20 protein-coding genes and 2 pseudogenes are annotated in these 25,383 nt (G+C 61.9%); all 22 read right to left on the bottom strand.

Annotated features, from left to right (window positions below; translation table 11 throughout):
• Positions 1-148: 148 nt before the first annotated feature.
• Entirely contained in the window at positions 149-1,378 is a 1,230-nt protein-coding gene (gene ftsA / locus U5O12_RS01925; RefSeq protein ID WP_322577005.1) for a cell division protein FtsA, read from the bottom strand.
• Between the two features lie 25 nt (positions 1,379-1,403).
• On the bottom strand, positions 1,404-2,189 hold the full coding sequence (locus U5O12_RS01920; RefSeq protein ID WP_322577004.1) for a cell division protein FtsQ/DivIB: 786 nt from the start codon (positions 2,187-2,189) through the stop codon (positions 1,404-1,406).
• Positions 2,186-3,131, bottom strand: a pseudogene (locus U5O12_RS01915) (D-alanine--D-alanine ligase). Before U5O12_RS01915 ends, U5O12_RS01920 begins: the two are co-directional and overlap by 4 nt.
• Before the next feature lie 101 nt (positions 3,132-3,232).
• Positions 3,233-4,660, bottom strand: coding sequence for a UDP-N-acetylmuramate--L-alanine ligase (gene murC, locus U5O12_RS01910; protein WP_322577003.1), 1,428 nt, complete (start codon positions 4,658-4,660; stop codon positions 3,233-3,235).
• Positions 4,657-5,721: an undecaprenyldiphospho-muramoylpentapeptide beta-N-acetylglucosaminyltransferase gene (gene murG, locus U5O12_RS01905; protein WP_322577002.1), complete on the bottom strand. Its 1,065-nt coding sequence runs from the start codon at positions 5,719-5,721 to the stop codon at positions 4,657-4,659. Before murG ends, murC begins: the two co-directional genes overlap by 4 nt.
• 82 nt (positions 5,722-5,803) lie before the next feature.
• Entirely contained in the window at positions 5,804-7,054 is a 1,251-nt protein-coding gene (gene ftsW / locus U5O12_RS01900; RefSeq protein WP_416221423.1) for a putative lipid II flippase FtsW, read from the bottom strand.
• Entirely contained in the window at positions 7,051-9,006 is a 1,956-nt protein-coding gene (gene murD / locus U5O12_RS01895; protein WP_322577001.1) for a UDP-N-acetylmuramoyl-L-alanine--D-glutamate ligase, read from the bottom strand. The genes ftsW and murD overlap by 4 nt, the downstream gene beginning before the upstream one ends.
• On the bottom strand, positions 9,003-10,181 hold the full coding sequence (mraY, locus tag U5O12_RS01890) for a phospho-N-acetylmuramoyl-pentapeptide-transferase (RefSeq protein WP_094482060.1): 1,179 nt from the start codon (positions 10,179-10,181) through the stop codon (positions 9,003-9,005). The genes murD and mraY overlap by 4 nt, the downstream gene beginning before the upstream one ends.
• Positions 10,182-10,199: 18 nt before the next feature.
• Positions 10,200-11,615 carry a UDP-N-acetylmuramoyl-tripeptide--D-alanyl-D-alanine ligase gene (locus U5O12_RS01885; RefSeq protein WP_416221430.1) on the bottom strand — a complete coding sequence of 472 codons (1,416 nt, stop codon included), beginning with the start codon at positions 11,613-11,615 and terminating at the stop codon, positions 10,200-10,202.
• Positions 11,616-11,620: 5 nt separating this feature from the next.
• Positions 11,621-13,117 carry a UDP-N-acetylmuramoyl-L-alanyl-D-glutamate--2,6-diaminopimelate ligase gene (locus U5O12_RS01880; protein ID WP_322576999.1) on the bottom strand — a complete coding sequence of 499 codons (1,497 nt, stop codon included), beginning with the start codon at positions 13,115-13,117 and terminating at the stop codon, positions 11,621-11,623.
• Positions 13,117-14,850, bottom strand: coding sequence for a penicillin-binding protein 2 (locus U5O12_RS01875; protein ID WP_322576998.1), 1,734 nt, complete (start codon positions 14,848-14,850; stop codon positions 13,117-13,119). Before U5O12_RS01875 ends, U5O12_RS01880 begins: the two co-directional genes overlap by 1 nt.
• Positions 14,847-15,128 (bottom strand): cell division protein FtsL, encoded by a 282-nt coding sequence (ftsL, locus tag U5O12_RS01870; RefSeq protein ID WP_322576997.1) that lies wholly within the window; start codon positions 15,126-15,128, stop codon positions 14,847-14,849. Before ftsL ends, U5O12_RS01875 begins: the two co-directional genes overlap by 4 nt.
• Complete coding sequence (gene rsmH / locus U5O12_RS01865; protein ID WP_322576996.1) at positions 15,125-16,060, bottom strand: 16S rRNA (cytosine(1402)-N(4))-methyltransferase RsmH; 936 nt, start codon at positions 16,058-16,060, stop codon at positions 15,125-15,127. Before rsmH ends, ftsL begins: the two co-directional genes overlap by 4 nt.
• Before the next feature lie 9 nt (positions 16,061-16,069).
• Positions 16,070-16,498 carry a division/cell wall cluster transcriptional repressor MraZ gene (gene mraZ, locus U5O12_RS01860; RefSeq protein ID WP_094482051.1) on the bottom strand — a complete coding sequence of 143 codons (429 nt, stop codon included), beginning with the start codon at positions 16,496-16,498 and terminating at the stop codon, positions 16,070-16,072.
• A 264-nt stretch (positions 16,499-16,762) separates the two neighbouring features.
• The gene (gene hslU, locus U5O12_RS01855; RefSeq protein ID WP_322576995.1) at positions 16,763-18,097 is read right to left on the bottom strand and encodes an ATP-dependent protease ATPase subunit HslU; all 1,335 of its coding nucleotides are present in this window, start codon (positions 18,095-18,097) and stop codon (positions 16,763-16,765) included.
• A gap of 5 nt (positions 18,098-18,102) precedes the next feature.
• A complete protein-coding gene (gene hslV, locus U5O12_RS01850) occupies positions 18,103-18,648 on the bottom strand; it encodes an ATP-dependent protease subunit HslV (RefSeq protein ID WP_105262083.1) in 546 nt (181 codons plus the stop codon).
• Between the two features lie 61 nt (positions 18,649-18,709).
• The gene (locus U5O12_RS01845) at positions 18,710-20,491 is read right to left on the bottom strand and encodes an STAS domain-containing protein (protein ID WP_322576994.1); all 1,782 of its coding nucleotides are present in this window, start codon (positions 20,489-20,491) and stop codon (positions 18,710-18,712) included.
• A gap of 37 nt (positions 20,492-20,528) precedes the next feature.
• Complete coding sequence (gene dksA / locus U5O12_RS01840; RefSeq protein WP_322576993.1) at positions 20,529-21,638, bottom strand: RNA polymerase-binding protein DksA; 1,110 nt, start codon at positions 21,636-21,638, stop codon at positions 20,529-20,531.
• A 198-nt stretch (positions 21,639-21,836) separates the two neighbouring features.
• A complete protein-coding gene (locus U5O12_RS01835; protein WP_322576992.1) occupies positions 21,837-22,910 on the bottom strand; it encodes a GTP-binding protein in 1,074 nt (357 codons plus the stop codon).
• Between the two features lie 91 nt (positions 22,911-23,001).
• Complete coding sequence (locus tag U5O12_RS01830) at positions 23,002-24,183, bottom strand: class I SAM-dependent rRNA methyltransferase (protein ID WP_322576991.1); 1,182 nt, start codon at positions 24,181-24,183, stop codon at positions 23,002-23,004.
• Between the two features lie 134 nt (positions 24,184-24,317).
• Positions 24,318-25,283: a tyrosine recombinase XerC gene (locus U5O12_RS01825; RefSeq protein WP_322576990.1), complete on the bottom strand. Its 966-nt coding sequence runs from the start codon at positions 25,281-25,283 to the stop codon at positions 24,318-24,320.
• Between the two features lie 12 nt (positions 25,284-25,295).
• Positions 25,296-25,383 (bottom strand): annotated as a pseudogene (locus U5O12_RS01820) (DUF484 domain-containing protein); the annotation flags it as partial.

The raw sequence follows: 25,383 nt of genomic DNA, 5'->3' as shown, positions 1-25,383 counted from the left end.
TGAAAAACTATTTGAATGAATGCTTGAAAACTGGATAAGGGGGGTGTGAAGTCGGTGTTCATTTATGAAGGTGGACTCCCCCGCGCAAGCCACAGGGCCCGCACGCACAGCGGCGGTCCGGCGGCATGGAATGTCTTGTGTTTCATGGTTAGAAGTTCCCCACGAACCAGTCCTTGACGGTACCGAATGCGGTTTTCATCGAGCCGGCTTTTTGCGCCACCTTGTAGCCGCGCATCCGGGCCAGACGGGCCTCTTCGAGCAGGCCCATGACAGTAGCAGCACGCGGCTGCGCCACCATGTCGGCCAACGCGCTGTTGTATTTGGGAATGCCACGGCGCACGGGCTTGAGGAAGATGTCCTCACCCAGCTCGACCATGCCCGGCATGATGCAGCTGCCGCCCGTGAGCACGATGCCGCTAGACAGCACCTCCTCGTAGCCCGACTCGCGCATCACCTGGTTCACCAGGCTGAAGATTTCCTCGATACGCGGCTCAATCACGCCGGCCAAGGCCTGCCGGCTCAGCATGCGCGGGCCACGGTCGCCCAAGCCGGGCACTTCCACTTGCACTTCGGGGTCCACCAGCAGTTGCTTGGCGTGGCCGCTCTCGACCTTGATTTCTTCGGCATCCTTGGTGGGCGTGCGTAATGCCATGGCGATGTCGCTGGTGATCAGGTCACCGGCGATGGGGATGACTGCGGTGTGGCGGATCGCGCCGTTGGTGAAGATAGCCACATCGGTGGTGCCGGCGCCAATGTCCACCAGCGCCACCCCCAACTCGCGCTCGTCTTCGGTCAGCACGCTCAAGCTGCTGGCCAGCGGGTTGAGCATGAGCTGCTCCACTTCCAGGCCGCAGCGGCGCACGCACTTGATGATATTTTCCGCTGCGCTTTGGGCGCCGGTCACGATGTGCACCTTGGCTTCCAGGCGAATGCCGCTCATGCCAATGGGCTCGCGCACGTCCTGGCCGTCGATGATGAATTCCTGGGGCTCCACCAGCAGCAGGCGCTGGTCGGTGCTGATGTTGATGGCCTTGGCGGTTTCCACCACTCGGGCTACGTCAGCCTGTGTCACTTCGCGGTCTTTCACCGCCACCATGCCACTGCTGTTGATGCCGCGGATGTGGCTGCCCGTGATGCCGGTGTAGACGCGGCTGATTTTGCAGTCGGCCATCAGCTCGGCCTCTTTGAGCGCCTGCTGGATGCTGGCCACCGTGGCATCGATGTTGACCACCACGCCGCGCTTCAAACCGTTGCTGGGCGCGATGCCCAAACCCGCGAGCTTGAGCTCGCCCCCGGGCATGACCTCTGCCACCACCGCCATCACTTTGGCGGTGCCGATGTCCAAGCCCACTACCAGATCTTTGTACTCTTTTGCCATATAGGGTCCTGCAATACCTTGTGCGCTACTTCTTGGGCGCATCCGCAGCCAGCGTGCTCACGCCGCGCAGCCGGATGGCATACCCGTTCTCATGCCGCAGGTCGGCCGACTCCACGGCCGTCAAGGGCCGTGCGTAGCGGGATGTCACCTGCGTCAGGGTTTTCAAAAATCGTTGCACGCGGGCGTCCACGTCGTCCGCCGTGCCACGCCCCAACTCCAGGTTGGCACCCGTGTCCAGTCGGGCGCGCCAGCTGCCTCGGCCGGTCAATTCCAGCTGCTCCAGCGGCATGTCCATCTTGGCGAATTGCGGCTGTAGCGTGCGGTACATCGCCAGCACCTCAGCGCTCTGCCCCTCGGGCCCATGGAGGCGGGGCAAACTCTCCTGGTCCACCTCTCCCACATTGGCCTCAAACACTTCACCATGGTTGTTGATCAGGCGCGACTCCGCTTCCGCTCCCCAATACGCCACGGCTTGGTGTTCTTGCAAACTCACATGCAGACGATTGGGAAACTCGCGGCGCACCACCGCACGGCGTACCCAGGGCACCGACTCAAATGCGGAGCGCACCCGCGCCAAGTCCACGGTGAAGAAAGTCCCACCCAAACTGGGCGCTACATTGGCGCGCAGGGTGAGCGGGTTGTTGTGGTTCATGTCACCCGACACACTGATGCCCTGCAGGTCAAACGCCGGCAGGCGTGACACCCAGCGCGCCGCAGCCACCATGGCCAGGCCGGCAAACGCCAGGAACAGCACCGCAGCGGTGGTGTTCATGAGTTTGACGTCCAGCGGTGTGGCTGCCGGAGAGTTCATGCAGAGACGCCTCCATCGGTCGCCGTGGCTTGCAGCAGGCGCACACACAGGTCTTCGTAGCTGATGCCCGCAGCCTTGGCCGACATGGGGACCAGCGAATGCCCAGTCATGCCGGGCGAGGTGTTGATCTCCAGCAGGTAGGGCGTGCGCGTCTTGGCGTCGATCATCACATCGGCACGCGCCCAACCACGGCAGCCCAGCACCTGGTAAGCCTTGCTGACCAGGGCACGAATGGCGGCCTCTTCCCCCTCGGGCAGACCGGCTGGCACCAGGTACTGCGTCACATCGGTGAAGTACTTGTTCTGGTAGTCGTAATTGCCTTCGGGTGCCACGATGCGGATCACCGGGAAGGCTTCGGGCGCTTCGTTGGAGCCCAACACCGGGCAGGTGACCTCGTCGCCCGCGATGAACTGCTCGCACAGCACCATGGGGTCGTGTTGCGACGCCAGGGCATAGGCTGCGTCGCACTGGTCGGCGGACATCACCTTGGTGAAGCCAATGCTCGACCCTTCGCGTGCTGGCTTGACGATCATGGGCGCGCCCAGCGCCGCAAACGCCGCGTGGGTTTGGGCCGCGCTGCTGACCTGCTGCCAGGCCGGGGTGGACAGTCCCTCAAAGCGCCAGATGCGCTTGGTCATGACCTTGTCCATGGAAATGGCGGAAGCCATGACGCCAGAACCGGTGTAAGGAATACCCAGCAGTTCCAGCGCGCCCTGCACCGTACCGTCCTCGCCATGGCGGCCGTGCAGTGCGATGAAGCAGCGCGTCAAAGCCCTCGCGCTTCAAGTCATCCAGCGGACGCTCGGACGGGTCGAAAGCGTGCGCGTCCACGCCTTTGGACTGCAAGGCCTTGAGCACGCCGGCGCCCGACATCAGCGACACCTCACGCTCGGCGGAATCTCCGCCGAACAGCACGGCCACCTTTCCGAGTGTGGCCCCCACGCTCCCCGCTTCGCGTGGTTCGCTGCCCCCCGAGGGGGCTCTCGCACCTTGGGACGGCCCGGCGGCGCTCACAGTTTTTACATCAAATTGGCCCATAGCCCTCATCCATGCTGCGCAAGCAGCTCCTGTTTTTGTAGCATTTCAGCAATCTTTCCGGGCACGGCGCCGATGGAGCCGGCACCCATGCACATCAGCACATCGCCGTCGCGTGCGTTGTCGATGGCGGCCTGTGGCATGGCGGCAATCTCGTCCACAAAGATGGGCTCCACCTTGCCGCCTATGCGCAGTGCGCGCGCCAGCGAACGGCCATCGGCAGCCACGATGGGCGCCTCGCCAGCGGCGTAGACTTCGGCCAGCAGCACGGCGTCAGCACCCGCACCAATCACCTTCACAAAATCTTCGAAGCAATCCCGGGTACGCGTGTAGCGGTGTGGCTGGAAGGCCAGCACCAGACGGCGGCCGGGGAAGGCGCCGCGCGCTGCCGCCAGCGTGGCCGCCATCTCCACGGGGTGGTGGCCATAGTCGTCGATGACCGTGACCGTGCCGCCCTGGGGCAGCGCCAGATCGCCATAGCGCTGGAAGCGCCGGCCCACGCCCTTGAACTCGGCCAAGGCCTTGACGACGGCTGCATCGGGAATATTGAGCTCCACCGCCACGGCAATCGCCGACAGCGCGTTGAGCACGTTGTGCAGGCCCGGCAGGTTGAGCACCACCTCCATGTCAGGCAACACCACGCCGTTGCGCCGCTGCACGGTGAAGTGCATCTGGCCGCCCACAGCGCGCACGTTGACGGCGCGCACTTCAGCGTCTTCGTTGAAGCCGTAACTCGTGATGGGGCAGGTCACCTGCTCACAGATCTCGCGCACGGCGGCATCATCGGTGCACAAGATGGCGGTACCGTAGAAAGGCATGCGGTGCAGGAAATCAACAAAGGCTTTCTTGAGCTTGCCAAAGTCGTGCCCGTAGGTCTCCATGTGGTCGGCGTCAATGTTTGTCACCACGGCCATCACGGGCAGCAGGTTCAAGAAAGACGCATCCGACTCATCGGCCTCGACCACGATGTGGTCGCCACTGCCCAGGCGGGCATTGGCACCGGCGCTGTTGAGCCGACCACCAATCACAAAGGTGGGGTCCAGCCCGGCCTCGGCCAGTACGCTGGCGACCAGACTGGTGGTGGTGGTCTTGCCGTGGGTGCCAGCAATGGCAATGCCCTGCTTGAGGCGCATGAGTTCGGCCAGCATCAGGGCACGTGGCACGATGGGAATCTTCATCTCGCGTGCGCGGATGACTTCAGGGTTATCCGACTGCACGGCGGTGGAGGTGACCACCGCATCCGCGCCGGCGACGTTCTCGGCCGCGTGGCCCACATAGGTGCGAATACCCAGGGCCGCCAGGCGCTGAGTGGTCGCGTTGTCGGCCAAGTCGGAACCAGAAATGACGTAGCCCAGGTTGCTCAGCACCTCGGCAATGCCGGACATGCCTGAGCCACCGACGCCCACAAAGTGGATATGTTTCACCGCGTGTTTCATGTTGCGAGCTCCTCGCAAGCGGCCACCACAGCCTGGGTGGCGTTGAGTTTTTGCATCTTTTTAGCCTCCAGCCCGCGCAGCATCAGCGCGGACCGCTCTGTTTTCTGTAGCATTTCTGCCAGTGCTGCAGGCGTCATTTCCGCCTGCGGCAGCAGCCAGCCGCCACCCTGGTCGACCAGGAAGCGGGCGTTGAAAGTCTGGTGATCGTCCACCGCAGCCGGAAAGGGCACGAAGACGGCAGCTGCGCCGACAGCCGCAATCTCGGTCACGGTGCTGGCACCAGCGCGGCAGATCACCAGATCGGCATCGGCGAACGCTTGCGCGGTGTTGTCGATGAATGGGGTGAGCGTGGCCTGCACGCCTGCGGCTGCATAGTTGGCGCGCAGCTCGTCGATCTGCTTCTCACCCGCTTGGTGCGTGACCACGGGGCGCTGCGCTTCGGGAATCAAGGCCAGCGCCTGCGGCACCACGGTGTTGAGCGCACGCGCGCCCAAGCTGCCACCCACCACCAGCACCTTGAGCGGGCCGCTGCGTCCGACAAAGCGTTGTTCGGGCGCGGGCAGGTTCAGAAATTCGGTGCGCAGCGGGTTGCCGACCCACTCCCCTTTTTTCAGCACATTCGGGAAGGCTGCAAACACCCGATCGGCCACGCCGGCCAGCACCTTGTTGGCCATGCCAGCCACCGAGTTCTGCTCGTGCAACACCAGAGGCTTGCCGCAAAGCACGCCCATCATGCCGCCGGGGAAAGTGATGTAGCCGCCCAGGCCCACCACCACATCGGGCTTTACGCGGCGCACCACCTGCAGGCTTTGCCAGAAGGCACGCAACAGCTTGAAGGGCAGTAGCGCCAACGTCTTGAGGCCTTTGCCGCGCACGCCACCAAAGTCCACCAGCTCCAGCGGAATACCACGGGCCGGGACAATGCGGCTCTCCATGCTGCCGGGCGCACCCAGCCAATGCACACGCCAGCCCTTATCCAGCAGGGCTTGCGCCACGGCCAAACCGGGGAAGATGTGCCCACCGGTGCCACCAGCCATGATGAGTGCGCACTTCTGCGTCATACACGGCCTCCGTGCATCAGCCATGGCGCGTTCCGCACCATGCTGCGCTGCGCGCAGTGCCGGTTTTGGCGAAACAGGCAACTCATACACGGCCTCCGTGCATGAGTTGCCTGTTTTCATAGTCCACCCGCAACACCACGGCAATGGCCACCAGGTTCAGCAAGATGGCGGAGCCACCGTAGCTCATGAGCGGCAGGGTCAGGCCCTTGGTAGGCAAAGCGCCCAGGTTCACACCGACGTTGATGAAGGACTGAAAACCCATCCAGATACCCACCCCTTGCGCGACCAGCCCGGCAAAGACACGGTCCAAGGCGATGGCTTGGCGGCCGATGTGCATGATGCGGCGCGTCAGCCACAAAAACAGGCCAATGACCATGACGACGCCCAGCAGACCAAACTCCTCACCAATCACGGCCAGCAAGAAGTCGGTGTGCGCCTCGGGCAGCCAGTGCAGCTTTTCCACACTGCCGCCCAGCCCCACGCCAAAGATTTCACCGCGCCCAATGGCAATCAAGGAATGGGTCAGCTGGTAGGCCTTGCCCAACGCATGCTCTTCGCTCCAGGGGTTGAGGTAGGCAAAGATACGTTCCCGCCGGAACTCGCTGAAAGCAATCATCAAAGAGAAGGCCACCAAAAGCGTGGCGGCGATCAGGAAGAACATCCGGGCATTCACGCCACCCAAAAACAGGATGCCCATGGCAATCACGGCAATCACCATGAAGGCTCCCATGTCGGGCTCCGCCAGCAGCAGCAGGCCGACCACCGCCACAGCGACAGCCATCGGGGCCACGGCGCGGAAGAAGCGCTCTTTCACTTCCATCTTGCGCACCATGTAGTCGGCCGCATACAGCAGCACCGCAAACTTGGCCAACTCGGACGGTTGGAAGTTCATGATGCCCAAAGAAATCCAGCGCTTGGCGCCATTCACGCCGCGCCCTACCCCCAACACGGAAATCAGCAGCACCAGCGACAGCACAAACAGCCAAGGGGCGAGCTTTTCCCAGGTCTGCAAGGGAAACTGAAACGCGATCAGCGCCGCGACAAAGGCGACCACCAGGGACAGCGCATGCCGCACGACAAAGTGGGTGTGGGTGTAGTTCGAGAACTTGGGGTTGTCCGGCATGGCAATCGATGCGGAATACACCATGACCAGCCCCCATAGCAACAGCGCCACCGTCACCCAGACCAGCGGCTGGTCGAACCCTTTCACCTGGGTGGGCATGGTGCTGGCCGCAAACGAGCCGCGCCCGCCCAGGCGCACCGGCAGCGGCCCCGTGCTCGCATCACGCTTGGCGCTGAACCAGCCCATCAGGGTTTGGCGCAAGGCGGTCATGCCATGTGCTCCATGTCCACACCGCTGGACAAGGCCAGCTCCTTCACCGCAGCGCAGAAAACCTGGGCCCGGTGCTCGTAGTTCTTGAACATGTCAAAACTGGCGCAGGCGGGCGACATCAGCACCGCGTCGCCCGCATGGGCGCGTGCGTTGGCCAGGGTGACAGCGGCCTCCATCGAGTCCGCATCCACCAGCGGCACCTCTGCAGATGCAATCGCCTCGCGGATCAGCGGTGCATCACGGCCCATCAGCACCACGGCACGCGCGTAACGCGCAAGGGGCGCCGCCAGCGGCGTGAAGTCCTGGCCCTTGCCCTCACCGCCCAAAATCACCACCAGCTTGCGGTCGGCGCCCAGGCCCTGCAAGGCAGCCACGGTAGCGCCCACGTTGGTGCCCTTGCTGTCGTCAAAAAACTCCACATCGTTCAGGATGCCGATGGGCTCCACGCGGTGCGGCTCGCCCCGGTACTCGCGCAACCCAAACAAAATGGGACCCAGCGCGCAACCGGCTGCGGCGCACAGCGCCAGCGCGGCCAGCGCGTTGCTGGCGTTGTGGCGGCCGCGGATGCGCAGCGCGTCGGCCGGCATCAAACGCTGGAAGTGCAATTCCTCCGCCGCTTCGTTGCGCTTGCGGCGCGTTTCGTCCGCCTCCAGCGCGCGGACCAGCCAGACCATGCCGTTCACTTCTTCCAGGCCAAAGTCGCCAGGGCGCTGCGGCATGTCACTACCAAAAGTGGTGTGGGCGCGTTCTTGCGGGCGTTGCAGCTTCACACGCACCGGCGGAGGCAACATGGCCATCACGGTCGCGTCGTCGCGGTTCAGCACCATCAGGCCGGTCTGGCCAAAGATACGCGACTTGGCTTCAGCATAGGCCTGCATGCTGCCGTGCCAGTCCAGGTGGTCCTGCGTGATGTTGAGCACCACAGCGGCCGTGGGTTCAAAACCGCTGACGCCATCGAGCTGGAAGCTGGAGAGCTCCAGCACCCAGACTTCGGGCAGGGTGTTGGCATCCAGATGCCCAGACAAGGTGTCCAGCAGCGTGGGGCCAATATTGCCGGCCACGGCCACGCTTTTGCCCGCATGGGCGACCAGTTGGCCGGTCAGTGAGGTGACGGTGGTTTTGCCATTGGTACCAGTGATGGCCAGCACCGCTGGCGCATAACCTTGGCGGCTGCGCAGGGCCTGCAGCGCCATGGAATACAAGCTTAATTCGCCCCCGACGTAGATACCCACTGCGCGAGCAGCTCCTAAAACAGGAGCAATTTCCTCTGGACTCAAGCCGGGTGAGCGGTACACCGCGTGCAGGGTCTGCCCATCCACCAGGGCCGCAGAGAAGGGGCCCGGGACAAAACGTACATCGGGCAGCTCCTGCTGCAGCGTAGCCAGCTGGGGCGGCGCGGCGCGCGTGTCGGCCACGGTGATGCTGGCAGCCCCGGTGCGGGCACACCAGCGCGCCATGGCCAAGCCCGATGCGCCCAAGCCCAAGATCACAATGTGTTGACCTGCCACCGGCGCAAAAGGGGTATCCGCTGTGTCGGGCTGGGTCTCCCCATCGGCCGGGACCGCATCCGCTTCGGGCACGGTAGCGCCTACCAGCAGTTCAGATTCCACCTTCTCGGCCTGGGTGTCCGCAAATATCTGCGCCACAAAGGCGGCTGCATCGCGCGCGGCCGTGAGCGTGGTGGGCAAGCCCCGGGCGTCTTTGGCGGGCTCAGACACCGATGGCGCAGCGTGCACCTCGGGCTCCACCGACGTCGGCACGTCCTGCATCCCGGTCATGTCCTGCGCCACAGGCTCGTCTGCCGTAGCGAGATCGACCACGGGCTCCGCCTCTTGTGGAGGCAGCGGCACCATTTCGATTGCCACAGCCTCTTGCACATGCGGCAGCACCCCGCCGTCCTGGGGGGACGCTGCGGGGTGCTCGCCGGGGCGGTGTGCTTCGTGTTCGTTCATCGCAGTTTCAGGGTGGACAGGCCCACCAGGCACAAGAGCATGGTGATGATCCAGAAACGAACCACCACCTGGGTTTCCTTCCACCCCGATTTTTCGAAGTGGTGGTGCAGCGGCGCCATCTTGAGCAAGCGGCGGCCTTCGCCGTATTTCTTCTTGGTGTATTTGAAGTACGTCACCTGCAACATCACCGACAGGGCTTCGGCCACAAAAATGCCGCCCATGATGGCCAGCACAATTTCCTGGCGCACGATGATGGCGATAGTGCCCAAGGCGCCACCCAAGGCGAGTGCGCCCACATCCCCCATGAAGACCTGTGCGGGGTGGGTGTTGAACCACAAAAAGGCCAGGCCTGCACCCGCCATGGCGGCGCAGAAAATCATGAGTTCGCCCGAGCCGGGAATGTGCGGGAAGAACAGGTACTTGGAGTACACGGCGCTGCCGGTCACATAGGCAAAAACACCCAGTGCAGAACCCACCATCACCACCGGCATGATGGCCAAGCCATCCAAGCCGTCAGTCAGGTTCACGGCGTTGCTGGAGCCCACAATCACCAGATACGTCAGCACCACAAAGCCCAATACGCCCAGCGGGTAGCTCACCTCTTTGATGAACGGCAGCAACAGGCCGGCTTTGGGCGGCAGGTTCACGTCAAAGCCCGAGCGCACCCAATTGAAGAACAGCTCAATCACGCGCAGATTGGAACTCTCCGAAATGCTGAACACCAGGTAGAGCGCAGCCAACAGGCCAATGACCGACTGCCAAAAATACTTCTCGCGCGAGCGCATGCCTTCAGGGTCTTTATGCACCACCTTGCGCCAGTCGTCGGCCCAGCCAATGGCACCGAAGCCCAGCGTCACCAGCAGCACGATCCAAACAAAACGATTAGACAGGTCCGCCCACAACAGCGTGGAAACGGCAATCGACAGCAAAATCAACACCCCGCCCATGGTGGGCGTACCACTCTTGCTCAGGTGGGTTTCCATGCCGTAGCCACGGATGGGTTGGCCGATCTTCAGCTCACGCAGGCGGCGAATCACATAGGGGCCAGCAGCCAGACCAATCAACAAGGCGGTGAGCGCTGCAAACACCGCACGAAAGGTGAGGTACTGGAACACGCGGAAAAACCCGAACTCGGGCGACAAAGTTTGCAGCCATTGGGCCAGGCTCAGCAGCATGAAAACGCTCCAAAAATATCAAACGGCATGGTTGCCACCTCCGGTAGCGGGCGCGGGCTGGGCCAAGGCCTCTACCACGCGCTCCATGCGCATAAAACGGGACCCTTTGACCAGCACGCTGGCCACACCGGGCAACAAGCCCCTGGCACGCGCGATCAAGGTCTCGACATCAGGGAAATGTTCGGCACCGGGGCAGGCGGCAACGGCGTGGACAGCCATATCTCCCAGTGCCAAGACATGGGAAATGCCTTGGGCATGGGCAAACCGCCCAGCTTCCGCATGGAAATCAGGGCCTTGTTCACCGACTTCGCCCATGTCCCCCAGCACCAGCAGGCGCTGGCCCGGCAGATCCGCCAGCACCTGGATGGCGGCGCGCATGGAGTCGGGGTTGGCGTTGTAGGTGTCGTCCACCAGCGTGGCGTGCAGACCGCTGTGGGTGATCTGCAAGGCACGGCAACGGCCTTTGACTGGCACAAAGGCCTGCAGTCCCTGCACGACCGCCTGGGGACTGACACCCGCAGCCAAGGCACATGCGGCTGCGGCCAGCGAGTTCTTCACGTTATGGCGCCCGGCAATGGCCAGGCGGTACTGCAGTGCGCCCCAAGGCGTGCTGGCCTGAACCTGCCAGGCACCTTCCACCCACTCGGCGCCAGTGCATAGCACCTCTTGCGCAGAACCGGCAGCGTGCCATCCAAACTGCACCGTCTTGCGGTTCGCTGCCAGGCCTTGCCAGACGGCGGTGTAGTCATCGTCCAGCGGAAACACTGCCACACCCTCGGCCGGCAAAGCGGCAATCACGGTGCCGTTTTCCTGGGCTACGGCTTCCACCGTGTGCATGAATTCCAGGTGCTCACGCTGCGCGTTGTTGACCAGGGCCACCGTGGGCTGTGCCATGGCGGCCAGCCCGGCGATCTCGCCGGGGTGGTTCATGCCCAACTCGACCACGGCCAGGCGGTGTTCGCGGCGCAAGCGCAGCAGGGTCAGGGGCACGCCGATGTCGTTGTTGAAGTTGCCACGGGTGGCCAAGGCCGCACCGCCGGGGGCCTGTGCCTCCAGAATGGCAGCAACCATCTGGGTCACCGTGGTCTTGCCATTGCTGCCGGTCACCGCCACTAAGGGCAAAGTGAATTGGGCACGCCATGCGGCAGCCAGCTGGGCCAAAGCCCGCTTGGTGTCAGGCACCTCGATGCGTGGCAGGCCCACAGGGTAGGCCGCTGCGGGCAAGCCAGCGTGGCACAGTACGGCGGTGGCACCCTGGGCTTGGGCGTCGTGCAAGAAGGCGTTGGCATCAAACCGCTCGCCTTGCAAAGCCACAAACAGGTCACCACTGGCAAGGGTCCTGGTGTCGGTGTGGACCCGCAGAATCGCTGGGTCTGCAGGGCCCACGAGATGTGCGCCGTCCAGCCATGCGGCGACTTGGGCCAGTGTCATCATGGCACTCATGCGGCACCTCCGGTCGAGGACTGGCGCGCCCGCAGCGCGGCCAGGGCATGGTACTGGTCAGAGAAAGGATGTTTCACACCCGCAATTTCCTGGGTTTCCTCGTGGCCCTTGCCAGCCAGCAGGACCACGTCATTGGCCGCGGCCTGCATAACCGTGTCACGGATAGCCAAAGCGCGGTCCACTTCCACCTCTACACCTTTGTTGTCCACCAATCCCAACAGGATCTGTGCCACGATGGCCTCGGGACGTTCGCTGCGCGGGTTGTCGCTGGTCACCACCACGCGGTCGGCATGCTGGGCGGCAATCGCTCCCATCACGGGGCGCTTCGATGCGTCACGGTCTCCACCACAGCCAAACACCGCCCACAGGTTCCCGCCACGGGCCTGGGCCATGGGGCGCAGCGCGTGCAGAGCCTGGGCCAAGGCGTCCGGCGTATGGGCGTAATCGATGGCCACCAGCGGTGCGCCTTGCCCGCCCACACACTCCATGCGACCCGGCACGGGCAACAAAGTGCTGCAGGCGCCGACTGCGTCAGCCAGGGGTACGCCCAGGCACCGCATGGCGGCAATCACACCCAGCAAATTCAACACGTTGTAGTGACCAACGACCCCGACTTGGAGCGGGCACGACAGGTCGCCCTCCACCACGTCAAAGGCCATACCGCTGGCGGTATGGCGCAGCTGTTGCGCGCGCAGGCGTGCAGGCTGTTGGCTGGACACCGTCCACAGGTCCAGCGCGCCCGCCAGTTCATCGGCCAAGACTGCGCCTTGTGTGTCGTCGATATTCACCACGGCGTGGCCGAGACCGGGCCAGGCAAACAGCTTGCGCTTGGAGACCCAATAGGCGGCCATGCTGCCGTGGTAGTCCAAGTGGTCTTGGGTGAAGTTGGTGAACACGGCCACCCGAATCTGGGTCCCCGCCATGCGGTGCTCCTCGATCCCAATCGAGGAGGCTTCCATAGCACACGCGCGCAAACCTTGGTCTGCAAATTGCCGCAGCGTCTGCTGCACCCGCACCGGGTCCGGGGTGGTCAAGCCAGTGGACTGCACATGGGGCGGCTGCCCGACTCCCAGAGTGCCAATCACACCGCATGGCAACGCGTGCGCGGCAGGCAAAGCACTCAATGCTTGGGCCAGCCACCAGGCCGTGCTGGTCTTACCGTTGGTACCGGTCACAGCCACCACGGGCAGAACGGCAGATGGTTGTCCATAGAACGCGGCGGCGATCAGGCCGGCGTCGGCCTTCAGGCCCGTATAGCTGGCTACACGGGTGGCATCCAGCGCGAAGGCGGACGCACCGTCCTGCTCCACCAGCGCGGCCACGGCGCCGCTGTCCAGCGCCTGGGCCACAAAAGCGCGGCCGTCCACAACCCCACCGGGCCAAGCGACGAAGGCTTCACCCGCAGCAATTTGCCGGCTATCGGTGCACAAGGCAATGGCGCCCCGCTCGCGAAGCCATTGCACGGCCTCTAGAGGTGACGTGAGGTGGCGCATCAGAAACTCTCCTCCACCGCTTCAGTCACGATCTGGGGGCGCACCGCCATGTCAGGTTGCACGCCCAGCATGCGCAGGGTTTGCTGCACGGTTTCGCTGAATACGGGCGCAGCAACATCACCGCCGAAATATTTGCCGTTGCTGGGTTCGTCAATCATCACGGCCACCACAATGCGCGGGTTATCAATAGGGGCTACGCCCACGAAGAAACCGCGGTACTTTTTCTCCGCATACCCCTTGCCTTCTTGCTTGTGGGCCGTGCCGGTTTTTCCTCCTACGGAGTACCCCATAGTCTGGGCTTTGGGCGCAGTGCCTCCAGGGCCGGCGGCCATGTGCAACATGTTGAGCACCGCCTTGGCGTGGCGCGCCTCAAACACACGCACACCGGCCACCTGCTCCGAGGTTTTGAGCAAGGTCACCGGCACCAGCTCGCCATCACGCGCAAACACACTGTAGGCGCGCGCCAACTGGAACAAGCTGGCCGACAGGCCATAGCCGTAACTCATGGTGGCCTGTTCAATCGGGCGCCAAGTTTTGTAGGCGCGCAGACGACCACTCACCACACCAGGAAAAGGCACCTGGGGCTTTTGCCCCAGCCCCACCTGGCTGAACATATCCCACATCTCGTGGGGCTCCATTTGCATGGCCAATTTGACAGTGCCCACGTTGCTGGACTTCTGGATGACTTCGTTCACCGACAAAACCCCATGGGGGTGCGAATCGGTAATGGTGGAGCCGGTGATGGTGATACGGCCGGGCGCAGTCTGTATCGGCGTTTCGGGCCGTACCATGCCCTGCTCCAGCGCCAGGGCGACCACGAATGGCTTCATGGTGGAACCGGGTTCAAAGGTGTCCGTGAGGGCCCGGTTGCGCAACTGTGCGCCAGTGAGGTTGGCACGTTTGGCAGGCGAGTAGCTGGGGTAGTTGGCCAAGGCCAGCACCTCTCCGGTCAACACATCCAGCACCACCACACTGCCAGCTTTGGCTTTGTTTTCGAGCACCGCATCACGTAGCTTTTGATAGGCAAAAAACTGCACCTTGCTATCAATGCTGAGCTGCAGATCCTTGCCCTCAAGAGGCGGGATTTGGTCGCCCACATCTTCCACCACGCGCCCCAGACGGTCTTTGATCACGCGGCGCGACCCGCTGCGTCCGGCCAGTTCTTTGTTGAAGGTGAGCTCCACCCCCTCCTGGCCCTTGTCTTCCACATTGGTAAAGCCCACCACATGCACAGCGGACTCACCCTCGGGGTACTCGCGCTTGTATTCCTTACGCTGGTAAATGCCCTTGATATTGAGTTCTGCGATTTGCTTGGCAACCGCAGCATCGACTTGGCGCTTGATCCAGACAAAAGTCTTGTCTTCATTGGCCAACTTGCGCGAGATGTCGGCAGCCGGCATCTCCAGCAATTTCGCCAAACGCTGCAATTGGGCCTTGTCCATTTCCACATCTTCGGGAATCGCCCAGATACTGGGCGCCGGCACGCTGGAGGCCAAAATCAAGCCATTGCGATCCAGAATGCGACCGCGGTTGGCCGGCAAGTCCAGCGTACGGGCAAAACGCACTTCACCCTGGCGCTGAAAGAAGTCATTGGCCACCACTTGGATATAGGCCGCACGCGCCGCCAGCCCCACAAAGCCCAGCGCAATCACACCCACCACAAACTTGCTGCGCCAGACCGGTGTGCGGCTGGCCAGCAAGGGACTGGATGTGTAGAGCACGCTACGGCTCATGGTGCGGCTCCGGGAGCGCTGTAAGTCACGTAGGTCGTGATGCCCGGCGTGGCTTGGCGCATTTGCAACTGGTCTTTGGCCAAGCGCTCCACGCGCGCAGGGGTGGCCTGGCCGCGTTTTTCGACCTGCAGCCGCTCAAACTCGGTTTCCAACCGACGCGCCTCAGCGCGCGCACGCTCCAGCTCCACAAACACTCGACGTGACTCGTACTGCATTCCTACCAAATACAGGGCACTGGCTACCACGGCCAAAAGCAGCACCAGGTTCAAGCGAATCACGCGGCCATCCTTTGTGCCACACGCAAAATGGCGCTGCGCGAACGCGGGTTGCCCGCCACTTCGGCCGCACTAGGCTTGATGCGGTCCAGCGCCTTGAGTTTCATGACTTTGGGGGCAGCAAACGGTGCGCGTCGGTCGTACTCGTCTTTGGAGTGCTTGGCGATGAACTGCTTGACGATGCGATCTTCCAGCGAGTGGAAGCTGATCACCGCCAGGCGCCCGCCCACTTCCAGCACATCCAGGCTCGCATCTAACGCTTGTTGCAACTCCTCAAGCTCGGCGTTGATGAAAATCCGAAGAGCCTGAAATGTGCGCGTTGCAGGGTTCTGGCCCTGCTCGCGGGTTTTGACCGTGTCAGCCACGAGCTGGGCCAACTCGGAGGTGGTTGAAATTGGCCCCCGTTCCTGTCGGCGAGCAGCAATCGCCTTTGCAATTGGCCCAGCAAACCGTTCTTCACCGTATTCACGTATCACCTCCGTGATTTGATTGATCTCGGCTGTTGCCAGCCACTGGGCCACACTCTCACCGCGCGTGGTATCCATGCGCATATCCAGAGGACCTTCGAAGCGGAAGCTGAAGCCCCGCTGTGGGTTGTCGATTTGGGGAGAGCTCACGCCCAAGTCCATCAATACGCCAGCCAGACTGGCAGGAGGCAATTCCCCCAAGTGAGAAAAACCTTCGTGGCGAATGGAAAACCGGGGATCGGTGATGCTGGCTGACTGGGCTACAGCGTCAGGGTCGCGGTCAAAGGCCACCAAGCGGCCGGCAGGACTCAATTGCTCCAGAATGCGGCGCGAGTGGCCGCCACGGCCAAAAGTGGCATCCACATAAGTGCCATCAGCCGCACCCGCATACGGCTGACCGTCGTTGCTGAACAATGCGTCGACTGCTTCGTTCAACAAGACGGTGGTGTGGGTCCAAGGAGCTTCCACCGTCACACCTTAGAAAGAAAAGTCTTTGAAGACATCGGGCATCTCGCCCTGCATGGCCTTCGCCTCTTGGGCGTCGTAAGTGGCCTTGTCCCACAGCTCAAAGTGGTTCCCCATGCCCAGCAGCATGGTGTCTTTGGCTATGCCTGCAGCTTCGCGCAGCTCAGGCGATACCAGCACGCGACCCGTGGCATCCATTTCCACATCCATGGCATTGCCAAGAAAAATGCGCTTCCACCACTGGGCAGACATGGGCAGTGCCGCAATACGTTCGCGGAATTTTTCCCACTCGGGGCGGGGGAACACCATCAGGCACCCATGCGGGTGTTTGGTAATCGTGAGTTGGCCTGCCGCCGTCGCACTCAAGACGTCACGATGCCGGGTCGGTACAGATAACCGACCCTTTGCATCCAAACTGAGTGACGAAGCCCCTTGGAACACCGTGAAATACCTACTTTTGTTGCGACAGCGTAGAAATAGCAATTGCGCGGCACTTTTCACCACTAAATTGCACTTTTTTGCACTGTATCAGCAAAAGCCGCGCTTGCAAGAGGGCTTGCGCGAATTTTTTCCAATGAAATCAAGGACTTAGAAGCGTTTTTGCAGGCGAGCAGCAAGCAAAAATCGTTCTAAATTAAGCACTTAGCGCGCCTTATGAAAGTGATGCATGAAACAAGAATTTCACGCACCGTTCGTCCGAACGGCTTACAGGATGTAACGCGAAAGATCTTCGTTCTGGCTCAGCTCACCCAAGCGTGCATCGACATAGGCGGCATCAATGGTCACAGTTTGTCCCGCCAGAGACGTGGCATCAAAGCTAACCTCATCCAGCAGGCGCTCCAGCACGGTAGACAGGCGGCGCGCACCAATGTTCTCGGTGCGCTCATTCACCTCAAAGGCAATTTGGGCCAAACGCGTAATGCCTTCGGGCATGAAGGCCAGCGCCACCTGCTCAGTGGCCAACAGCGCTTGGTATTGCTTGACCAATGAGGCATGGGTCTGCGTCAGGATGGCTTCAAAGTCTTGCACCGACAGGGATTGCAGCTCAACGCGAATAGGAAAACGCCCTTGCAACTCGGGAATCAGGTCACTGGGTTTGCTCAGGTGAAAAGCACCGGAAGCCACGAAGAGAATGTGGTCGGTCTTGACCATGCCGTATTTGGTGGACACCGTCGTCCCCTCCACCAGGGGCAGCAAGTCACGCTGCACACCCTGACGCGACACCTCGGCACCACTGCCCTCGCTGCGCGACGTCACCTTGTCAATCTCATCAATGAACACAATGCCGTTTTGCTCCAGCAGATGCAAGGCTTGGGTCTTGATGTCCTCTTCGTTGACGAGTTTGGCGGCCTCTTCGTCCACCAGCAATTTGTGCGCCTCGCTGATCTTGAGCTTGCGCGTCTGACGCTTGTTCTGGCCCAGTTGGCCAAACATGCCACGCAGCTGTTCCGTCATTTCCTCCATGCCAGCTGGCCCCATGACTTCCAGCTGAGGGGCAGGCGCAGCCACATCCACCTCAATCTCGCGATCAGCCAACTGGCCCTCGCGCAACTTCTTGCGGAAGGTCTGGCGCGCCGTGTTTTCTGGTGTCTCGCTGGCGGCCGTCACGCCAAATTCGGTGCGCGGTGGTGGCACCAGAATATCCAGAATGCGCTCCTCCGCTGCGTCTTCGGCCCGGGCACGCACTTTGGCTTTTTCTGCCTCACGCGTTTGTTTGACAGCAATGTCGGCCAGGTCACGGATGATGGCATCCACATCCTTGCCCACATAACCGACCTCCGTGAACTTGGTGGCTTCGACCTTGATGAAAGGTGCATCCGCCAAGCGCGCCAGACGGCGGGCAATTTCGGTTTTCCCCACGCCGGTGGGGCCAATCATCAGGATATTTTTCGGTGTAATTTCACTGCGCAGCGCAGCATCCACCATTTGCCGACGCCAGCGGTTGCGCAAGGCAATGGCCACCGCGCGCTTGGCCTGTGCCTGCCCGACGATGTGTTTGTCCAGTTCGGCAACGATGTCTTGGGGAGTCAATGCTTGCATGTCGTTCACAGGGTCTCAATGGTGTGGTGCATATTGGTGTAAATGCACAGTTCGCCCGCAATCTCTAGCGAGCGCTTCACAATATCCGCTGCTGGCAACTCGGTGTGATTGAGCAACGCAACCGCAGCAGCCTGCGCATAAGCGCCACCCGACCCGATGGTCACGATGCCGTTTTCGGGCTCCAGAACATCCCCATTGCCGGTGATGATCAGAGAGGCATCCTTGTCAGCCACTGCCAGCATGGCCTCCAGCCGGCGCAGCACGCGGTCGGTACGCCAGTCTTTGGTGAGCTCGATGGCGGCCCGCACAAGATGCCCTTGGTGTTTATCGAGTTTGGCTTCAAAACGCTCGAAAAGGGTGAACGCATCAGCCGTGGCACCCGCAAACCCGGCCAGCACCTTGCCGTGGTGCAGCTTGCGCACCTTGCGGGCTGAACCCTTGACCACGATATTTCCAAGGGTAACTTGGCCATCGCCGCCGATAGCAACTTGGTCGCCCTGCGGAGTCTTGCGCCGTACGCTAATGATGGTGGTGCCGTGAAATTGTTCCATGGTGTGAATGTGGGGTGGATCGCACCCAAATCAAGCCGTTGCGCACACCGTGCGCGCGCACTCACATGGCGCGAGGAACGACCCTGGCATGCTCATTGATGCCAATAACGTTGAAGAATGCAGCGACGAGACGATGAACATCCTGAAACTGCACCGTGCTGCCTTCTGACTGGCGCATGGCCACCCAGTTAAGGATGCTGCCCGCAGCGGAAAAATCCACGCGGATCAAATTGCGACAAGACACCACGATTCGACCGCCTTCGTCTCGCGCCGCGTCCAGCCCCGCCAAGGCCTGCGTGGCATCGCCCAGTACATCACCGCGCAACTCCAGGCCCGACACTGACACACTGTCCAACCCCATCGGTACCGTGGCAGCTGACTCGTAGTTTGACGAGGCCCCTGCAGCACCAGCCGCAGAAATTTCTGCTGGCTCGTACATGCAACGAGCAGGCTCCCACGCGGGCGGAGAAACCTCGTAGGTCACACAGTAATCCAGCGCGGCCAACTCAAACTCATCCAACATCTGCATGGTTCGCAGCGCATTCAGCCGTACCGCCCACCAGTCAGGGTCCACCGCACGATCCCCGGAAGGGGTCGCGGCACGCAGTGCCAGCACCAGGCTGTCAGTACCGCCAAACTGCAGAGCGACTGGTTCGTCACACAAGCTGCCGAACAAACCGCCCAGCAAAGGCATGGCCTCAGCGTCCAGAGTGGAAATCGCTGACCAATCAATCACCCACGGCATCGGCTGCGTAGACATGGCCTCGCGCAATTCTTCCATCGCCTGGGCCGTCAATCGAGAAGGACAGTGCCAAATTGCATTGTTTATCGCCTGCACATGACGCGCATAACCTGAGGCGGCAAACGGTGCAGCGGCAGTGGTGTCCATGCCCTGGGATGCATCTGCAAGTGAAACCCATGTCGGCACTGCATTGCCCCACACATGGGCCAACTCCATCAAAGCCCAATCAAATCGTGCCCGGTTATTGGTGGCCCGGTACAAGTCCATCAGCGCAGCCGCCCAAGACACAGAAGACTCCGGTGTGGCCGTAATGCTCTGCAAGGCATTGAGCAAACCAGTCTCGGCGCCAGCATCATCGCCATTGGCAAATCGAATGGCGGCCTCCTCCAGCTCAGGGTCAGTCGCCATGTCATCCACCTCAATAGCAAAAAGCTCGGAGGTAGAAAACGTCAGATCAGCTCCAGACTCGCCGCCCTTACCTGCAACACCTTGCGGCGCGCGCGCTGGCAAGGGAACATGGCTGGACATAGGCGGCGGCATACCCCGCCCCATTTGTGTGGGGGCATATTCAGAAGGCGCCGCACCAGAGACGCTGGAATGCAGCTCAGACGACTCGGTAGGCTCAAACCGGGACGATATGGGCGCTGGCACCGTGGGGGCTGATGCATAGGGTGACGGGGGCGCCACGACCGCACTCGCAGCTCCGGCCACAGGAAAGCCTGTTTGTGCAGCTGCTGCGGCGTCTTGCTTGCCCTTCCACCACTGCTTGGACATCTGGGCTTCGATTTCATCAATTTTTTTCAGGGTGACCGCACGGCCGTCGGGATCCGTGGGGATACTGGTCTGAAAAAAAGAGGGCCGAGCCAGCGCTGCGGTAGCAGACGGATCGCGGTTGCGTAACTTGCGCAATTGATCGAATTCCCGCTTGCGAACAAAATCATTTTGCCGCTTGCGTTCAATCATGGCCTTCAAGGCCTGCTTGTCATAGCCACTATCCGGCTCAGGCTCAGCGCGGTCCAACTCCGACCAATCCTTGGTCGGGTTGCGCACAAACATCGCCACCTTGGACAATAAACCAGGTCGGTCGTCTTTGGTCGCCATAAGTTAGTGGGTGTACTCCGCAGGCTAGGAATTGCGATTAATCGCCAAACATTTTCTGTTTGAGCTCGCGGCGCTGCTGAGCTTCCAGCGACAACGTAGCCGTGGGACGGGCCAACAAACGGCCCACCCCAATGGGCTCACCGGTCTCATCGCAGTATCCATAGTCCCCCGCATCAATGCGAGAGATGGATTGCTCAATTTTTTTGAGCAGCTTGCGTTCGCGGTCACGGGTGCGCAGCTCCAGAGCATGCTCTTCTTCAATCGTCGCACGGTCTGCAGGGTCAGGCACGACTGAAGTGTCTTCACGCAGATGCTCGGTCGTCTCACCGGCACTGTTCAGGATATCGCGCTTGAGAATCGACAACTTGAGGCGAAAAGCCGCAAGCTGCACATCGTTCATGTACTCGGAGTCGGGCATGGCCAGCAACTCGGCATCGGTCAATTCGGCTACCGGCTTGGTCTTCCAGTTGTTGACAAGCTTGGCGTCTTTCTTGACGGCGGCAGGAATCACAGGGGCAATCACGGGGGATGTCATGGTAGGGGTATAGCTGGCTTTGGCGGCTGTGGAGGCCACAGATTGCGCCATGGAGGGCACAGTAAGCTGTGCCAACCGGGAGGAAGGGCGGCCTGACTTGGCAGGCACCGCAACCGCAGGAGCGGGTACGGAAGCCACCGCAGGTGTTTTGACCACTGCTGGGGCGGCAACCGCTTTGACAGGTGTGGCTTTGGCAGGAGTCTGCACCTTGGCAGCGGGCTTGGACGCCGGTTTATCAGGGACTGCCTTGATTTTAACGGCTGGAGCGGGGGCTGCCTTGGACACCTTCGTTACAACCTTGGCAGCCACCTTCACCGGAGCTTTCACCACCGGTTTTGCGATGGGTTTGGCGGCTGCTTTTGCAACCACTTTGGCTGCGGGTTTGGCCGCAGGTTTGGCAGGGACTTTTGCCACCGGCTTGGCCGCCACTTTGGCTTTCGCAGTTACGTTTTTGGCCACGGGTTTGCTCGCAGTTTTGGGGGGCGCCTTGGCCGCGGTCTTGGCTTGCGCCTTCACTACCGGCTTGGCAGCCACTTTGGCTGCGGGCTTGGCTTTGGCGTTTTTGGGTGTCACGGCCTTGGCCTTGGAATCTTTCCCGGATGTCGCTTTCACTTCTTGTCTCCTGGCAGTACTCGCCTGCGCATGGTCCCTGGTGGCTGCTGCCGCTTTGGCCGCCTTGGCAGGCGGTGAAACGCGGGTTTCTTCGGCGCGCGAGTGTACAGGTTTCCCCATCGGGAAACCCATCAGTTGCAAAAGCGAGACAATCATTTGGCTCCCAGCCGGTGTTTGGGGTGGTCTTGTGAAGGTGGGTCAGACGAGAGATTGCTCCATGCCCTGCAGGAAGATGTCCTTGGGCAGGTCAATGCCGATAAAAACCATTTTGCTGCACTTCTGCTCGCCCTCAGCCCAAGCCGGCCCCAAGTCGCTACCCATGAGCTGGTGCACGCCCTGGAAAATCACCTTGCGCTCGGTGCCCTGCATATAGAGCACACCTTTGTAGCGCAGCATGCGCGGACCGTAGATGTTGACGATGGCGCCCAAAAAATCTTCCAGCTTGGCCGGATCGAACGGTCGGTCGGACTTGAAAACAAAGCTCTTCACGTCGTCATCGTGGTGATGGTGGTGGCCATGGCCGCCGTGGTCACCTTGCGCATGGCCGTGCTGGTGCGAGGGGTGGTCGCAATGCTCTCCATGGGCGTGGTCATGGTCATGGTGGTCGTGATCGTCTTCCTTCAAGAAGTCGGGATCGATATCCAGTTTGGCATTCAGGTTGAAGCCGCGCAGATCAAACACCTCTTTCAAAGACACATCTCCAAAGTGCACCGCCTTTTGGGGCGCGCGGGGATTCATGTGTTTGATGCGGTGCGTCAGGGCATCGAGCTCGTCCTTGGACACCAGGTCCGACTTGCTGATGAAGATCTGGTCGGCAAAACCGATCTGGCGGCGCGCCTCCTGGCGGTCGTTGAGCTGCTGCACCGCATGCTTGGCGTCCACCAGGGTCAAGATGGAGTCCAGCAAATAGGTTTCGGCGATCTCGTCGTCCATGAAGAAGGTTTGCGCTACCGGGCCGGGATCGGCGACACCCGTGGTCTCGATCACCACGCGTTCAAAGTCCAATTCGCCCTTGCGCTTTTTCTCGGCCAGGTCTTTGAGCGTGGTCCGCAGGTCCTCGCGGATGGTGCAGCAGACGCAACCGTTGCTCATCTGGATGATTTGCTCATTGGTGTCGCTCACCAAAATATCGCTGTCGATGTTTTCCTCACCGAACTCGTTTTCGATGACGGCAATTTTCTGGCCATGGGCCTCGGCCAGCACGCGCTTCAAGAGCGTGGTTTTTCCGGAACCCAGAAAACCGGTCAGGATGGTGGCGGGAATCAAGCTCATGTTCAAATTCCAAAAATGGTGCAGTGCAAAAACGCTATTTGGGGAGTGTAGCGAGCCTGTCAAGCCCCTACCCACCCTACAAGTAGGTGGCTCAGCGGCGCATGACCACCAGGCCCTTGAGGTATTCCCCCTCGGGAAAGGCAATCGTCATCGGGTGGTCGGGGGCGCCACCCATGCGCTCGGTGATATAGCCATCCACCCCGGCGTCCGACCCGGCCCCGGCAATAATTTTGTGGAACAGATCAGCGCTGATGCCCCCCGAACAGCTGTAAGTGAACAGCACGCCACCCGGCTCCAGCAGCTTGAAGGCCAAGCGGTTGATGTCTTTGTAGGCGCGCGCGGCGCGCTCTGCGTGGGCCACGGTGGGCGCAAACTTGGGTGGGTCCAGGATGATGGCGTCAAAGGTGCGCCCCTCGGCGGCAAAGGCGCGCAGGCTGGCGTTCACGTCCGCATCCATGAAGGTGGCGCGGCTGGCGTCAAAGCCGTTGAGCGCCACGTTGGCGCGCGCCTTCTCAATGGCCGGGCCACTGGAGTCGATGGAGGTCACATGGCCCGCGCCGCCCGAGAGCGCCGCCACGGTGAAACCGCCGGTGTAGCAGTAACAGTTGAGCACTGTCTGGAAGCCCAGGCGGCGCGTGGTGTCGGCAAAGCGTTTGCGGCTGTCGCGCTGGTCCAAGTAGAAACCGGTTTTGTGGCCCTCGGCAATGCTCAGCGCCAGCTTCCATTCGTGCTCTTGCAGCACGAGCTCGATGGCACCCTCGCCGCGCAGCCAACCAGTGGCTTCGGGCAAGCCCTCCAGAGCCCGGCTGCTGGCATCAGAACGCTCGTAGAGCTTGCTCAGGCCGGTGGCCGCCAACAGCGCATCGGCAATCACATCCTTCCACTTCTCCACCCCAGCCGAGGTGAACTGGGCCACCAGCGTGTCACCGTAGCGGTCCACGATGAGGCCGGGCAGCCCGTCGGATTCACCGTGGACTAGGCGCACGCCGTCACTTTTTATGTCAAATCGGACTCTAGCCCTCACGGATGCTGCGCAAGCAGCTATGAAAAAGCTAGCATCTATGCGCTGCTTTTCATCAAAACTCCAGACCCGGGCGCGGATCTTGGACTGCGGGCTGAAGGCTGCCCAGCCTAGGAACTGGCCTTCAGCCGACTCCACGCGCACGGTCTCACCGCTGTCACCACCGCCCTTGGCAATGGCGGACTCAAAAATCCAGGGATGGCGGCGTAACAGGGAGCGCTCTTTGCCGGCGCGCAGGCGAATGGTTTTCATAGCCGGGTATTGTCGCTTGCGAGTGCGCCGCCTGCGGAGCGGGCCTGCGGGCGGCCTCATACTGCCAAACGCGCAGAAATCGGCCGCCCGCAGGCCCGCTCCGCAGGCTCGGAGACTCGGCAAGCGAAAGGGAGTTAAGACCCTTTTTTCAACTTCGCGCGCGGGTGTGCCGCGTCATATGCCTTGGCCAGGTGCTGAAAGTCCAGCCGGGTGTAGACCTGTGTGGTGGTGATGTTGGCGTGGCCCAGCAGCTCCTGCACCGCCCGCAAATCACCGCTGCTTTGCAGCACATGGCTGGCAAACGAGTGGCGCAGCATGTGCGGATGCACCGGGGCGTTGAGGCCGGCCAGCTGGCTGCGGCGCCTGAGACGCTGCCAAATGCTTTGCGCGGTGAGGCGCGTGCCATTGCGCCCCGTGAACAGCGCCGTGCTGGCATCTGCCAGGGCGGCAGGCAACGGCGCGGCGCTGGCCGTGCCGCTGGGGCCGCGCAAATCAAGCCAGCGTTGCAGGGCCGCCAGGGCGGAGGCACCGACCGGCACGGTACGGCGCTTGCTGCCCTTGCCCAGCACATGGGCCTCGGCGGCTTGCAGGTCGACCCAGCCTTTGGCGTCTTTGCCAGCCACCACGTCCAGCCCCACCAGCTCGCCGACCCGCAGGCCGCTGCCGTAGAGCAGCTCCACCATGGCTGCGTCGCGTGCTTCCAGCCAGGCGTTGTCGTCGCTCTCGAAGTCGGCCAGTTGGACTGCATCGTCCACCCCCAGGGCCTTGGGCAGGGGCTTGGGGGCTTTGGGGGAGCGCACATCCTGCACGGGGTTGCTGGCCACCAGGCCTTGGCGGCCCAGCCAAGTGTAGAACCCGCGCCAGCCCGAGAGGATGAGTGCAATGCCACGGCCGCTGCGCCCGCCGCTGTGCATCTGCGCCACCCAGCGGCGGATGTGGTTGTTTTTGACGTCCCGCAGCGCCACCTGGGCCTGGGTGGCGTTGGCCGCCAACTTACCTAGGTCCAGCGCGTACAGCTCGACCGTGCGCGTGGCCAGGCGTTTTTCGACGCGGACGTACTCCAGGTATTTTTCTACCAGGGCCGTATCGTCCGCAGTCACGGCAGATAAGGCTTAACGAAGGCGCGAGAGCGCGGCGCTGGCGAGCTCGCCAATGCGCGCCAGGAATTCGGTGCCCATGCCGCTGTTGAAGCGCTGCGCA

The sequence above is a fragment of the Rhodoferax sp. genome, from assembly GCF_034519335.1.
GTDB lineage: Bacteria > Pseudomonadota > Gammaproteobacteria > Burkholderiales > Burkholderiaceae_C > Allorhodoferax.
Note: the sequence above shows the minus strand (reverse complement) of the source record. Positions and strands in the feature narration are given on the sequence as shown.